Origin of the sequence: Cyclobacterium xiamenense (genome assembly GCF_009467825.1) — a bacterium.
GTDB lineage: Bacteria > Bacteroidota > Bacteroidia > Cytophagales > Cyclobacteriaceae > Cyclobacterium > Cyclobacterium xiamenense.
On the sequence record NZ_WIOK01000008.1, the window covers coordinates 156,780 to 170,196 of the forward strand.

The following is a 13,417-nucleotide window of genomic DNA, read 5'->3' on the forward strand; positions in this document are numbered from 1 at the left end:
TATTCAAAGTTTATGGATTTAGAATGTAACGGATAAGCCCGCGTTAATTACCCTGGCTTGTGGATAGTATTGCCCGGTGGCGCTATCGGATTCTGGGTCGTATACATCCAGCTTATCCCAGGTGAGTAGGTTTAGCCCGTTGGCATAAAAGCGCAGGTTGCTGATACCAAATCGCTCGCCCACCTGCTGAGGTACGGTATACCCTATCTCCAGGTTCTTTAAACGGATGTAATCGGAACTTCTGAACCAGAAGTCGTTTCCACTTGAATAGTACTGATCGCTACGGTTGGCAATTCGTGGGTACTCGGCACTTTCGTTATCGATGGTCCATCGGTTTTCATAGAACTCCAATAGGTAATTACCGATGTTTCCGGATTCGCCCAAACTAACCAAGGCAATGGCTCCGGCAGCTCCCTGAAACAGCACAGACATGTCCCAGTTTCGGAAACTGGCATTCATGTTGACACCTCCCTGGAAACGGGGGATGTTGTTTCGGTCCAAACGAACCCGGTCAAGGGGGGTAATGGCACCGTCTCCATCGTAATCCTTAAAGCGCATGTCACCAGGTCGCAATTGGTTGGTGATATCCGTGTAATCCAGGGTCTCTGCATCGATCGCAGCCTGATTAGGGAATACGCCGTCATACAGGTAAACCGGGGCAGGGGTATTCATCGGCTTGCCGGTGGATCGTTGCCAGTCAGGTGCTCCCGGAGGCTCGTCCCAGAATAGGATTTTGTTGTAGGCATAGCCACCGTTGGCACTGACGCTGTACGATAGATCGCCTTTCTGACCACGGTATCCGATATTGAAGTCAAAGCCCTGGTTTTCTACCTCACCTATGTTTTCCGCAGGAAGCAAGGAGGAAAGTCCACTAGATTGTGGAACAGAGGCATTCTTTCTCCAAAGGATATTGGTTCGCTTGTTGTAAAAGTAATCCAATTCGAAGAAGATTTTACCCTGAAGCAATTGTCCTTCCACACCAAGGTTAGAGTTGTTGGCCACTTCCCAGGTAATTGCCGTGTTGGGTACGCGGGTCTCAAACAAGGTTTTCGCTTCGGTATTTTCCAAGATCTGGCTTCGGAAACCGTAAGTGGATAAGAATTGGTATTCCTGAAGGGATCCACCAAAGAAGATCTGGTCGTTACCCATTTGGCCCCAGGATCCTCTTATTTTGAAGAAGTCCATCACCGGGATGTTGTTTTTCCAGAAACTTTCTTCGGAAACAACCCATCCGGCCATCACACCAGGGAAGAAACCAAATCGGGTAGGCTCAGGGAAAATGTAGGATCCATCGTATCGCCACAAAAATTCAAAGAGGTATTTTTCCTGATAGTTGTAGGCAACCCGGCCGAAATAGTTGAGACGGGCTCTTTCAAAGGCTCCTCCGCCGTTGTCTTTTTCTGCATCACCGCCGGCAAACATTTGGTCAATAGCGGGGGAAATAAAGAACCTTCGGTAGGCAAAGAAGTTGTCTCCTCCCACGGTCTCTTGGTTCACACCGGCCAGCGCATTGATTCCGTGATCACCAATTTGCTTTTCGTAACTGAAAACACCTCCCAGCAAGATATTCAACTGGTTGATATTGGTCTGCCGTAGACGAGGTTCGGCAGGTCCCCTCTCACTGGGAACCAATACGGGCGTAACTCCATCCGCTTCAAAGCCGCTGCCTCTTTGGTACAATATCCAGGGTGTTTCCCATCGTTTGATGAATCGGCTCAGGTTATCCACGGAGGCCGTACCTTGAAATTTCAAGCCTTCTACTCCCGGGATCTTGATGTTCAATGCTCCGTTTGTCTGGAAGTAGTTGCGCGTATCCCGATCGTATCCGGTCGCATTGGTGGTGATTACCACGGGGTTTTCACCGTTTTCGATATCTGGTCCGGGTCTGCCGTCAGGCCAGAAAGCTGGCTCATGGGGCTTACCTCGCATCTGCATACGGAAAATGGCACCTGCGCCCCGAGTAGGGAAGAAGCGGTATTCCTGACGGGCTAGCACGCCCAGCTGCAAATCCACGTATTCGTTGATCTTTGCATCCAGGTTGATCCGCATGTCGTACTGCTTGTAACCGGTAGCGGAATTCTTGTAATACGCATCCTGGTTTTGGTAGCCCAAAGAGGCCATGTACCGCAAGTTTTCAGAACCACCGTTTAACTGTAGGTTGTGGCGTACTTGTGGAGACCATGTCTTAAGCGTCTCTCCGTACCAGTCGGTGTTGGGATAGTTCCAGGGATCGGTCCCTGCCCGGTGCAAAGCCAATGCTTCAGGGCTAAAAGGAGCGGTTCGTACCTGACCGTCGGGCCGGGTGTAGCTGCCTGTAGATCGGTAAGCATCGGTAGCAGACCGCCATTCGTTTACGGGTAATTCGTACACGCTAAGATCATTCAGCATCTCTCCATACTGGGCAGCATCTGCCAGATCGGGAATAACGGTAGGTTGAGCGAATCCCTGGTTAAACTGGTAGGTCAATTCAGGCTTGCCTTCTTTACCTCGTTTGGTCGTAACCAGGATAACCCCGTTGGCTGCCCGGGCTCCATAAATGGCAGCAGAGGCATCTTTCAATACCGAAATGGTTTCGATATCGTTGGGGTTTAGTCGCTCGATACCACCTGCTCTGGCTGGTATACCGTCGATTACGATCAGGGCATCGTTGTTTCCAAGGGTGTTTGATCCCCGAATTCGAATACCCGAACCATCATAACCCGGTTCGCCGCTGCGGTTTACGGCAATTACCCCCGCCATTCGGCCGGCAATGGAGTTGGTCAGGTTCATGGCAGGTGATTTCACCAATTCGGCGCCCTGAACCGTCGCCACTGAGCCCGTGATGGTTTCTTTCTTCTGCTCACCGTAGCCCACGACGATCACCTCGCTTAGCGACTGCATGTCGGGGCTAAGGGTGATGTCAATGGTGCTCTGGTTTCCGACCACCACTTCCTGGCTGTCAAACCCAACAAAAGAAAAGACCAGCGTTTCGTCTCCGGATTGTAAGGCTACCCGGTAGTTACCGTCAATATCGGTCACTGCTCCACGAGTCGTGCCCTTTACCAATACCGAAACCCCCGGCAGGGGAAAATCGTCCTCGGAGGATAAGACCGTACCGGTCACCTCCCTGGACTGCGCATGTACTGTCAAGCTGCTTGCTAATAGCAATGCCAAACCCAACAAAAACAGTTTTGTTTTAGGTAAATAGTTTTGCATACGTAAAAGAAATAGGTTAATAATTGATTGAAGTTATTGTTAAAATAACACTTTAAACTTGATGGTATTTTTTGGCTTATGCAATAGCCCGTTTCGAGCCCTCAAAAATGACCAATGGTTTGTTTTCAATGGAATTGTCTTTTCCATGAATTATTTCAATAAGGTTTGTCAAACGGTTATCACTTTTTAAAAAATCGGCCAAAAAATTAACAGTTAGTAAAGTCGGTGTTTTTTGGTTTCTTGTAAAAAAAAGTAGAAACAATTGGTATTTGCCGAAGATTTCGGGGGATTGAAGAGGTAGTTATTCAGCTGGTGCTTCCCGACCGGAAAGTAGCAGGGAGGACAGGTCACCGAACTCGCCGCGAAATTGAGAGGAAAAAGGCGCGTTTGCTAGCCCCTTCCCGAGGCTTTTCGAAGGAAAAACCGTATTCAGGGAAAAAAGCGGCAAAAAGTAGGTTTTTAATCCAGGGGAAAAATGGTTATCTTTGCCTGGTAAGGTTTAATACAGGAAAGAATAGTCAGCTATTAGCTGTCTGTTCTTTATTTTTTTGGACCCCTGCCAAGTACGGTGGTTGCGTTAGACCTTCATGATCTCCGCCTCTTTCTTTTCGAAATGCGCATCAATCTTGGAAGTATAGGTGTCGGTGAATTTTTGAACGGTGTCTTCGGCGCGCTTTACCTCGTCCTCGGAAGCGCCCTCTTTCAGTAGCTTTTTTAGCGCGTCATTGGTATCTTTACGGACGGTTCGGATGCTAATTTTACCGTTTTCGCACTCGTTTTTAACCTGCTTCACCAGGTTTTTTCTACGTTCCTCGGTCAGCGGCGGGATGGTGAGCATAACCATCTCTCCATTATTTTGCGGATTCAGACCTAAGTCAGAGTTGATGATGGCTTTTTCCACCTCCGGAATAAGCGTTTTCTCCCAGGGCTTGATGGCCAATGTCCGGGCATCTGGAGTGGTAATGGAGGCTACCTGCTGAATGGGAGTAGGGGTACCGTAATAGGCCACCAGTATTCCGTCCAGAAAATTGGGCATCGCCTTACCCGCCCTGATTTTGACTAGTTCGGCAGCCGTGTGCTGAACAGCTTTTTCCATCAGCGATTTCGCTTCCTCTAAATACATTTGGATCTCTTCCATTGGACTTTATTGGTTTGATGTAATCAATGTTCCTACTTCCTCTCCCTGTATCAGATGCAATAAATTATCGGTCCTATTCATGTCAAAAACAATAATGGGCAGGTTGTTTTCCTGACACAGGGTAAACGCCGTCATGTCCATGACATTCAGGTTTTTTTCGTACACCTCTTGAAAGGTGATGCGGGCATAGCGGGTGGCATTTTTGTCCTTTTCTGGATCGGCGGAATATACCCCGTCCACGCGTGTACCTTTTAGAACCACCTCTGCTTCGATCTCAATCGCCCGTAGACTTGCTGTCGAGTCGGTTGTAAAATAGGGATTACCGATACCTGCCCCAAATATCACGATCCTTCCTTTTTCCAAATGGCGGATTGCCCGTCTGCGGATAAATGGCTCGCAGACACTTTCTACCTTGATACCTGACATCAGCCGGGTGTACATCCCGTTTTGCTCCAGGGAACTTTGTAGGGCCATGGCGTTAATTAGGGTCGCAAGCATTCCCATGTAGTCGCCCTGAACCCGGTCAATTCCTACTTTTCCAGCCTGAACTCCCCTGAAAATATTCCCTCCACCGATTACGATCGCCACTTCCACGCCCATATCGTGTACATTTTTTATCTGAGTGGCGTATTCCTGCAGACGTTTGGAGTCAATGCCGTAGCTGTTTTCACCCATTAGGGCTTCCCCGCTAAGCTTCAGGAGAATTCGTTTGTATTTCATCTGTTTATAATTTGTTTTTTAGCTGTCAGATGGAATCTTGCATACTTTATTATTACCCCACTGTGTGACGGATACGTCATGCTCGATTTCATGTTGGAATAATTTTGAGTGGTAGACCGACCTGACTATAATTGGATACCGGGCATACGTATTTTAGATTTATAGCCCGACAAATATAAATCCTTGTTTTTAGAATACTAAATCTTATTCTTAAAAATGGGTCGGGCGGTCGTTTTTTTCTGTCCTCCCCCTTCTTGAGGTGGACGGTTGGAATGGGGCTAAAACAGATCAAATCTGTGGCGGGGGAGCACGATAGGAATCAACCACATTGTTTCCGCGAACCGGTCCTGAATCGCTTTTCCGTCGGGATTGCATGGGTAGTTTGATCGAAACACCGAAGGATACCCCGCAGGCATCTGCCAGAAAGTTTCTCCCTACATTCATTTTTGCGAATCCATAAGTAGTGGTTTAGTTAGTTAAAGTTCGGTCCTTTCCTTAATTTTAAGCCGCGTAAGTGCAGCCTTACTGATGTAGCTGTTTGGCAGGTAGTTCCACTCAGCAGAAGGGCTGCTGTTTTTTGGTCACAGAAACGAAATTTATTCATGCATTTAACATACAGCCAATTATTTTGCTACCTGGGCGTACTGCTTTGCCTACTTTCATGCAAACCTGCCGCGCAAACGCTGCAGGGAGAAGCGCCTCGGCCGGAACCTGTACTGGCGGAAACCGCCCCGGAAAAGCGAGCGAATCTACACCTGCAACGGATCCGGGAAAAGGAGCAGGCCCTGCAGGGCTACAAGGCCAGTGCAACCCGTACCTTTGACCTGGTACACACGGACCTTTGGTTGGCTTTCGATTATGCCAAAAAAGCAGTGATGGGGGAAGCGCTCCTGACAGTGACTCCCTATTTTTATGAGCAGAATACATTGGTAGTGGATGCGGTGGACTTTGAAGTTCACGAAGCCGTCCTACAGGAGGGGGTGGAGCAAATCCCGCTTGCCTTTACCTACGATCAGCAAGCGCTGACACTGGTGCTGCCTAGAACGTTTAGCAAGGGGGACACGCTTCAGGTAGGGATTCGCTATACCGCTTTTCCTGAAAAGGGTAGCTCGGAAAGTAGTGCAGCATTTACGGATACTAAGGGCCTTTATTTTATAAATGCCGATTCGACCGATTCGGATAAGCCGGTTCAAATTTGGACCCAGGGAGAAACGGAATTTACCTCCAAATGGTACCCAACAATCGATCATCCCAACGAGCGACAAACCCATGATTTTCACCTTCGGGTACCGGAAGGCTACCGTAGCCTTAGCAATGGAAAACTATTGGGTAGCCTGTCCCATGGTGACGGCACCCGAACGGATCACTGGCGCATGGATATGCCCCATGCTCCCTACCTTTCCGCGGTAGTAGTTGGTGATTTTGCGGCCGTTGATGGAGGTACGGTGGATGGAATTCCCCTACGTTATTTTGTAGAGCCGAAATACCAGGCGGGGGCCAAAAAAGTATTTGCCCATACCGGAGAGATGATGCGATTTTTTTCGGATCTCCTGGACCTACCCTTTCCCTGGCAAAAATACGATCAGGTAGTGGTTCGGGATTTTGTCTCCGGGGCCATGGAAAACACCACCTTGTCGGTATTCATGGAAGCATTGCAACTCAACGAGCGGGAAGCCCTGGATAGCGAATGGGATTACATCATCGCACACGAGTTGTTTCATCAGTGGTTTGGCAATTACGTGACGACGGAGTCCTGGGCCAACCTTACCCTAAACGAGGCCTTTGCCGACTACTCCGAATACCTGTGGATAGCGCACAAAGAGGGAACTGATCCTGCGGACATGCACCATTTTAATGCCGTGGAGCAATACCTGGATGAGGCCGAGGAGAAACAGGAGCCGCTGATTCGTTACCAGTACGAAGACAGTGAGGACCTGTTTGACAGCCACACCTACGCGAAAGGCGGGCGGGTATTACACATGCTGAGAAGGTATCTGGGCGACGAGGCTTTTTTTCAGGGCTTGCACCGGTACCTCATAGAGAATGCGCTGGGTAGTGTGGAGGTACACCAGTTGCGGTTGGCTTTTGAGGCGGTATCCGGAATGGATTTGCAGTGGTTTTTTGATCAATGGTTTCTTTCCCCCGGCCATCCCGAGTTAGCGATACACTGGGATTATTCGGAGGAAGACAACGTGTTGCTAACCCTTGAGCAGCATCAGGATTTAGAGAAAACGCCCCTTTACAAGGTGCCGTTCACCGTTACCTTATACAAGGAGGGCGAACGCATCGAAAGAGAATTTGTGCTGGATCGGGCCTACCAGCAATTTGCACTGGAAAACGGCCCGGGTACGGATCTGATTCTCTTTGACGAGCGGCAGGTACTATTGGCAGAAAAAGCGCAATATAGAGGTAGGAAACTTTTGGAAAAGCAATTTGTCTACGCCCAGTCCGGCCTGTCCAGGGTAGAAGCGTTGGATAGCCTTACCTCAGACGCGCGCAATGGGGAGGATACGCGGTCCTTGCTTCAATCGGCCCTTTCGGATTCGTTTTGGGTGGTACGTGAGCTTGCCCTTCACCGAATGCTTCGCAGCGAGTCCGATTGGGAACCAGTGCTTTCCTTGGAAAATGCGATTTTGGATCTGGCAGAAAACGATCCGAACAATGCCGTAAGGTCCGTAGCCCTGGAGGTATTGGCAGGGGTTGATCCCGTAAAATTCCAGCCTCTGTTTTATCGCCTAATCAACGATTCATCCTACCAGGTGGCCGGAGCAGCGCTAAGGGCATTTATGGACCTGGAAGGCGAGGCAGCCAGTAAAAAAGAATTATTTGAGCGGTTGCGGGAGGAGGAAAACATACGGATGATTGCCCCGTTGGCGGATTACCTTACCGAGAGTGCCGAGGTGGAGGGGGCTGCCTGGATGCATGATAAGCTTCGGCTTCTTACTGGTGAGTCACTCTATTATTTTATAGGGTATTACGGGGATTACTTTGCAAGTCGGTTGGATGTGGACGCAACAGAAGCGATAGCACGGCTGGTAGCCTTGGGGCGGGAGCATCCGCAGAATTATGTGAGATTGGCGGCATTCCAGTCGCTCTTCGGATTTATCGACGAAGAAAGCGTGCTAAAACAAGCCAAATCCTTGTTTGCGGGAGAGGAGGATGAAATGGTGCGCCGCTACCAGGAATATTACCTGGAACCGTATCTGAATGGGGAGTAAATTACTGACGGTGAACAAGATACTTTTGGTTCCGTAAAAAACCGAAGATTTTTTTTTATAATATTTTGAATGTTTAGTAAAAGGGTATAATTTTGCCATCCGTTACGACAACAAAGATGGTCCGTGGAGGATAGAAACGAATAAATTTGTTGTTTTTTGGGGGAATACCAAAGCGGCCAACTGGGACGGACTGTAAATCCGTTGACTTATGTCTTCACAGGTTCGAATCCTGTTTCCCCCACGAAAGCTTGTTCACGTTTGCTCATTGGGTAAATTCGGAATAGGGGAGCGATTCGGGTTATTGTTTTCTTAATAATAGCTTGATATTTTTGGATTCTAAAAATAAAATAGGGAATTTGGACGCCTCTAAGCGGGGACGTAGTTCAGCGAACTATTTAATTATCGAAATAAGCGGGAGTAGCTCAGTTGGTAGAGCGGCAGCCTTCCAAGCTGCAGGTCGCGGGTTCGAGCCTCGTCTCCCGCTCTATGCTTTAGTATAGGGCATAAAACTGGATGTAAAAAGCCGACGTAGCTCAGGGGTAGAGTGCTTCCTTGGTAAGGAAGAGGTCACGGGTTCAAATCCCGTCGTTGGCTCTGAACATTTCAATCATTTAAAAAAATTTAATCTTTAACTAAACAGAGGATTTTCACGCATGGCAAAAGCAACCTTTGACCGTTCCAAACCACACGTAAATATCGGTACGATTGGTCACGTCGATCATGGTAAGACTACTTTGACTGCTGCCATTACCACTGTATTGGCCAGAAAGGGTCTTTCTGAATTAAGAGACTTTGCTTCCATCGACAACGCGCCGGAAGAAAAGGAAAGGGGTATTACGATCAATACCTCACACGTAGAGTATCAAACGGAGTTAAGGCACTACGCCCACGTTGACTGTCCCGGTCACGCAGACTACGTTAAAAACATGGTTACTGGTGCTGCTCAGATGGACGGTGCAATTCTTGTAGTTGCCGCCACTGATGGTCCAATGCCTCAAACCAGAGAACACATCCTGCTTGCACGTCAGGTAGGGGTGCCGGCTTTGGTGGTATTCATGAACAAAGTAGATTTGGTGGATGATCCCGAGCTACTTGAATTGGTAGAGATGGAAGTACGGGAATTGCTTTCCTTCTACGAATTTGACGGAGATAACATTCCGGTAATTGCAGGGTCTGCCCTGGGTGCTCTGAATGGAGATGCCAAATGGGAAGAGACCGTAATGGAGTTGATGAACGCAGTAGACGAGCACATTCCGCTTCCTGAACGAGCGATTGACAAGGATTTCCTAATGCCGGTGGAAGATGTGTTCTCCATCACCGGTAGGGGTACTGTAGCGACGGGTCGAATCGAGCGTGGTGTTGTCAATTCCGGTGAAGGCGTTGATATCATCGGTATGGGTGCCGAGGGACTGAAGTCTACCGTAACTGGTGTGGAGATGTTCCGTAAGATCCTCGACCGTGGGGAAGCAGGTGACAACGTTGGTTTGTTGCTGAGAGGTATCGAAAAGAGCCAGATCAAACGAGGTATGATTATTTGTAAGCCTGGATCTGTAACGCCTCATGCTCACTTCAAAGCAGAAGTTTACGTTCTTTCGAAGGAAGAGGGTGGACGACATACACCTTTCTTTAACAAATACCGGCCTCAGTTCTACTTGAGAACCACGGATGTAACAGGTGAAATCAAGCTTCCCGAAAATGTGGAGATGGTGATGCCAGGTGACAACGTGACCATCGAGGTGACACTGATCAATCCGGTAGCACTTGAGAAGGGGCTTCGATTTGCCATCCGAGAAGGTGGTAGAACGGTAGGTGCCGGTCAGGTAACTGAAATTTTGGACTAAGCTTGATTAGCTGATCATAGTATGAATGCGATCCTGAAATTACTCGGGATCGCATTTGTTTCTTTGGCCTTTAATCACTACTTTTGCGTTCCTTATTCGAAGTTCGCAAAAAAACGGGCGTAGTTCAATGGCAGAATAGCGGTCTCCAAAACCGTTGATGGGAGTTCGAATCTCTCCGCCCGTGCAATAAAATGTAAGTAAAACCATCGTTGACAGAGGTTGACTTCAGGGCTTTTGGACACATGTTTTGAATAAGGACCAGCTCCTAAAAATGGAGCGCCGACAATGGTTCTTTGTTAACCAATTTTACACGAATGAATGTTAAAAATTTTGTAGTAGAGTCAATTGACGAGATGAAGAATAAGGTCACCTGGCCGAAGTACGCATCCCTTCAAAACAGCGCTGTATTGGTGTTGGTGGCTTCCTTGATTTTCGCCTTGGTCATTGGGCTAATTGACCTGACCTTCGAAAACATCATGACATGGTTTTATGATTTATTCTAAAGAGAATTAAAAAACGGGATGGCAGATCACAAATGGTACGTGCTCAGGGTAGTGGCGGGTCAGGAAAAAAAGGCAAAGACTTATCTTGACAATGAAATTGCCCGTCAGAAACTCGAGGAATTCATTCCGGAAGTTTTGATACCTTCTGAGAAAGTATACGAGATGCGTAACGGCAAAAAGCGGGTTCGGGAGCGAAATTTCTTTCCTGGCTACGTTTTGGTCAATGCGGACCTCAGTCATGGAGAAGCCAATCACGTTATTACGAGCATACCGGGAGTTATCGGTTTTTTAGGGTCAAACCAAGGGGGGGCTTCCAAAACCCCTGAGCCATTACGTCAGTCAGAAATCAACCGGATTTTAGGTCGGGTTGAGGAGATTGATGAGTTTGCGGAAAAACTGGATACACCATTTATAGTTGGAGAGACCGTAAAGGTAATGGACGGTCCTTTCAGTGGATTCTCGGGTGTAATAGAGGAAGTATTTGAAGACAAGAAAAAGCTTAATGTTATGGTTAAGATATTCGGTCGGAATACTCCCGTAGAGTTAAACTTTATACAAGTAGAAAAACAAGATTAGGAAATGGCTAAAGAAATCTCTGGTTATCTGAAACTACAAGTGAAGGGTGGCCAGGCAAACCCATCTCCTCCAGTTGGTCCGGCCCTTGGTTCAAAAGGGTTGAACATCATGGAGTTCTGCAAGCAGTTTAACGCCAGAACTCAGGATAAAATGGGCCAGGTTCTTCCTGTACTTGTGACGATTTATTCGGACAAGTCCTTTGATTTTGTGGTAAAAACGCCACCCGCAGCGATCATGCTGTTGGAGGCAGCAAAGTTGAAGAGTGGTTCTGCTGAACCCAACAGGAAAAAGGTAGGCGCAGTGTCCTGGGATCAGGTGAAAGAAATTGCAGAAGTGAAAATGCCCGATTTGAATGCTTTTCAGGTAGAGTCTGCCATGCGAATGGTAGCCGGTACCGCTAGAAGTATGGGAATCACAGTTTCAGGAAAAGCTCCTTGGGAGGAATAATTCGTAAAAAATGGCTAAGTTAACAAAAAAGAAAAAAGAAGCTCTTTCTAAATACGACCCTAGCCAACACTATTCCCTGGCAGAGGCTTCGTCGTTAGTTAAGGAAATTACAAACACCAAGTTTGATTCCTCCATAGATCTGGATATCCGGTTGGGAGTGGACCCGCGAAAGGCTGACCAAATGGTTAGAGGCGTGGTAGCACTGCCGCATGGAACAGGTAAGGAGTTAAAGGTATTGGTGCTTTGTAGTCCTGACAAAGAAGAAGAAGCCAAAGAGGCAGGAGCCGATTATGTTGGTTTAGACGAGTACATTGCAAAGATTGAAGGGGGATGGACCGACATTGATGTCATCATCACCACTCCAAATGTAATGGCGAAAGTAGGTAGATTGGGTAGGGTTTTGGGTCCGCGAGGACTGATGCCAAATCCAAAGTCCGGTACCGTTACCCTCGATGTGGGGAAGGCGGTTAAAGAAGTGAAGGCTGGTAAAATTGATTTCAAGGTCGATAAATTTGGTATCATTCACGCAAGCGTTGGAAAGGTTTCCTTTACTCCTGAAAAAATTCAGGAAAACGCCCGGGAGTTGATCCTGACTATATCCAAATTGAAACCATCTGCTGCAAAGGGTACTTATTTTAGGAGTATTCATTTATCCAGCACTATGTCTCCGGGTATCGTCATCGATAAAAGTAGTATTCAAGGTATATAATTATGACGAGAGAAGATAAAAAGACCATAATTGAAGAACTTACCGACAAACTGAAGACTACTCCGCATTTTTACATTGCCGATGCGTCGGGGTTCAGCGTGGCCCAAATTAATAGCTTCAGAAAGGTTTGTTTCGAAAAAGGACTGGAATATCGGGTGTATAAGAATACCCTGATCAAAAAAGCCCTTGAAAACCTGGAAGCTGACTATGCCGAACTTGCCGAACAAACACTGAAAGGATTTTCCGGCATCTTGTTTTCACAGGAAGTGGGTAACCTGCCGGCAAAAGTCATCCTTGATTTCCGGAAAAAACTGGGACCTAAGGAGAAACGTCCGGTGTTCAAAGGAGCCTCTGTAGACGGGGATCAATTTCTTGGAGAAGCAAATCTGGAAGTCCTGTCTAAATTGAAATCCAAAGAGGAGTTGGTTGGAGAAGTCATCAGCTTGCTGCAATCTCCGGCTACCAATGTGGTATCTGCGCTTCAAAGCGGTAAAAATATTCTTGCCGGTCTGGTAAAAACCCTGGCCGAGAAAGAAGCTTAATCAAATCATTCAAATTAGTAAAAACAATCAATTTAAATATTTAATACAATGGCAGATCTTAAAGCATTCGCTGAGCAGTTAGTTAACTTGACTGTAAAAGAGGTAAATGAGTTGGCCGCAATTTTGAAAGATGAATATGGTATCGAACCCGCTGCTGCTGCCGCTACTGTAGTAGCTGGAGGTGGAGCCGCTGGCGAAGGTGCTGCTGAAGAAGAAAAAACTTCTTTTGATGTTGTCTTAAAAGCTGCAGGTGGACAAAAATTGGCAGTCGTGAAACTTGTAAAAGAATTGACAGGTTTGGGACTAAAAGAAGCCAAAGAAGTGGTAGACAGCGCTCCTAAAGCTGTAAAAGAAGGAGTAAGCAAAGAAGAAGCCGAAGCGCTTAAAAAGCAACTTGAAGAAGCCGGAGCTGAAGTCGAGCTTAAATAACATTGAATAGCCAACTCCGATTGGATTTGGTTTACCGGTAACAGACCTGACTTATCAGTCAGGTCTTTTCCTGTTTGTGGACAATAAAATAATTATACT

At 47.3% G+C, this 13,417-nt stretch carries 11 protein-coding genes and 4 tRNA genes; 12 read left to right on the forward strand and 3 right to left on the reverse strand.

The window, feature by feature from the left end; all coding sequences use genetic code 11:
* Positions 1-18: 18 nt before the first annotated feature.
* From GCU44_RS08215 to pyrH, 3 genes are all read right to left on the reverse strand, one after another.
* The gene (locus GCU44_RS08215) at positions 19-3,195 is read right to left on the reverse strand and encodes a SusC/RagA family TonB-linked outer membrane protein (RefSeq protein WP_154855843.1); all 3,177 of its coding nucleotides are present in this window, start codon (positions 3,193-3,195) and stop codon (positions 19-21) included.
* Between the two features lie 577 nt (positions 3,196-3,772).
* The gene (gene frr, locus GCU44_RS08220; RefSeq protein ID WP_154855845.1) at positions 3,773-4,333 is read right to left on the reverse strand and encodes a ribosome recycling factor; all 561 of its coding nucleotides are present in this window, start codon (positions 4,331-4,333) and stop codon (positions 3,773-3,775) included.
* 6 nt (positions 4,334-4,339) lie between these two features.
* On the reverse strand, positions 4,340-5,053 hold the full coding sequence (pyrH, locus tag GCU44_RS08225; protein WP_092174253.1) for a UMP kinase: 714 nt from the start codon (positions 5,051-5,053) through the stop codon (positions 4,340-4,342).
* A 602-nt stretch (positions 5,054-5,655) separates the two neighbouring features.
* Between pyrH and GCU44_RS08230 the strand changes: the two genes are divergently transcribed.
* The 12 genes from GCU44_RS08230 to rplL all read left to right on the forward strand — a co-directional run bounded on the left by GCU44_RS08230 (position 5,656) and on the right by rplL (position 13,318).
* The gene (locus tag GCU44_RS08230) at positions 5,656-8,271 is read left to right on the forward strand and encodes a M1 family metallopeptidase (protein WP_154855847.1); all 2,616 of its coding nucleotides are present in this window, start codon (positions 5,656-5,658) and stop codon (positions 8,269-8,271) included.
* 158 nt (positions 8,272-8,429) lie between these two features.
* Positions 8,430-8,512 (forward strand) — tRNA-Tyr (locus tag GCU44_RS08235).
* Between the two features lie 170 nt (positions 8,513-8,682).
* A tRNA-Gly gene (locus GCU44_RS08240) sits at positions 8,683-8,755 on the forward strand.
* Positions 8,756-8,793: 38 nt separating this feature from the next.
* Positions 8,794-8,865 (forward strand) — tRNA-Thr (locus GCU44_RS08245).
* Between the two features lie 59 nt (positions 8,866-8,924).
* Positions 8,925-10,112 carry an elongation factor Tu gene (gene tuf, locus GCU44_RS08250; protein WP_154855849.1) on the forward strand — a complete coding sequence of 396 codons (1,188 nt, stop codon included), beginning with the start codon at positions 8,925-8,927 and terminating at the stop codon, positions 10,110-10,112.
* Positions 10,113-10,225: 113 nt separating this feature from the next.
* Positions 10,226-10,296, forward strand: a tRNA-Trp gene (locus GCU44_RS08255).
* 130 nt (positions 10,297-10,426) lie between these two features.
* On the forward strand, positions 10,427-10,615 hold the full coding sequence (secE, locus tag GCU44_RS08260) for a preprotein translocase subunit SecE (protein ID WP_092174262.1): 189 nt from the start codon (positions 10,427-10,429) through the stop codon (positions 10,613-10,615).
* Positions 10,616-10,633: 18 nt separating this feature from the next.
* Positions 10,634-11,191, forward strand: coding sequence for a transcription termination/antitermination protein NusG (nusG, locus tag GCU44_RS08265; RefSeq protein ID WP_092174265.1), 558 nt, complete (start codon positions 10,634-10,636; stop codon positions 11,189-11,191).
* 3 nt (positions 11,192-11,194) lie between these two features.
* Positions 11,195-11,638 (forward strand): 50S ribosomal protein L11, encoded by a 444-nt coding sequence (gene rplK, locus GCU44_RS08270; protein ID WP_092174268.1) that lies wholly within the window; start codon positions 11,195-11,197, stop codon positions 11,636-11,638.
* 10 nt (positions 11,639-11,648) lie between these two features.
* Positions 11,649-12,347, forward strand: coding sequence for a 50S ribosomal protein L1 (rplA, locus tag GCU44_RS08275; protein ID WP_092174271.1), 699 nt, complete (start codon positions 11,649-11,651; stop codon positions 12,345-12,347).
* A gap of 2 nt (positions 12,348-12,349) precedes the next feature.
* Positions 12,350-12,889 (forward strand): 50S ribosomal protein L10, encoded by a 540-nt coding sequence (rplJ, locus tag GCU44_RS08280; protein WP_154855851.1) that lies wholly within the window; start codon positions 12,350-12,352, stop codon positions 12,887-12,889.
* Between the two features lie 48 nt (positions 12,890-12,937).
* Positions 12,938-13,318 (forward strand): 50S ribosomal protein L7/L12, encoded by a 381-nt coding sequence (rplL, locus tag GCU44_RS08285; protein ID WP_092174277.1) that lies wholly within the window; start codon positions 12,938-12,940, stop codon positions 13,316-13,318.
* The last annotated feature ends 99 nt before the right edge of the window (positions 13,319-13,417 follow it).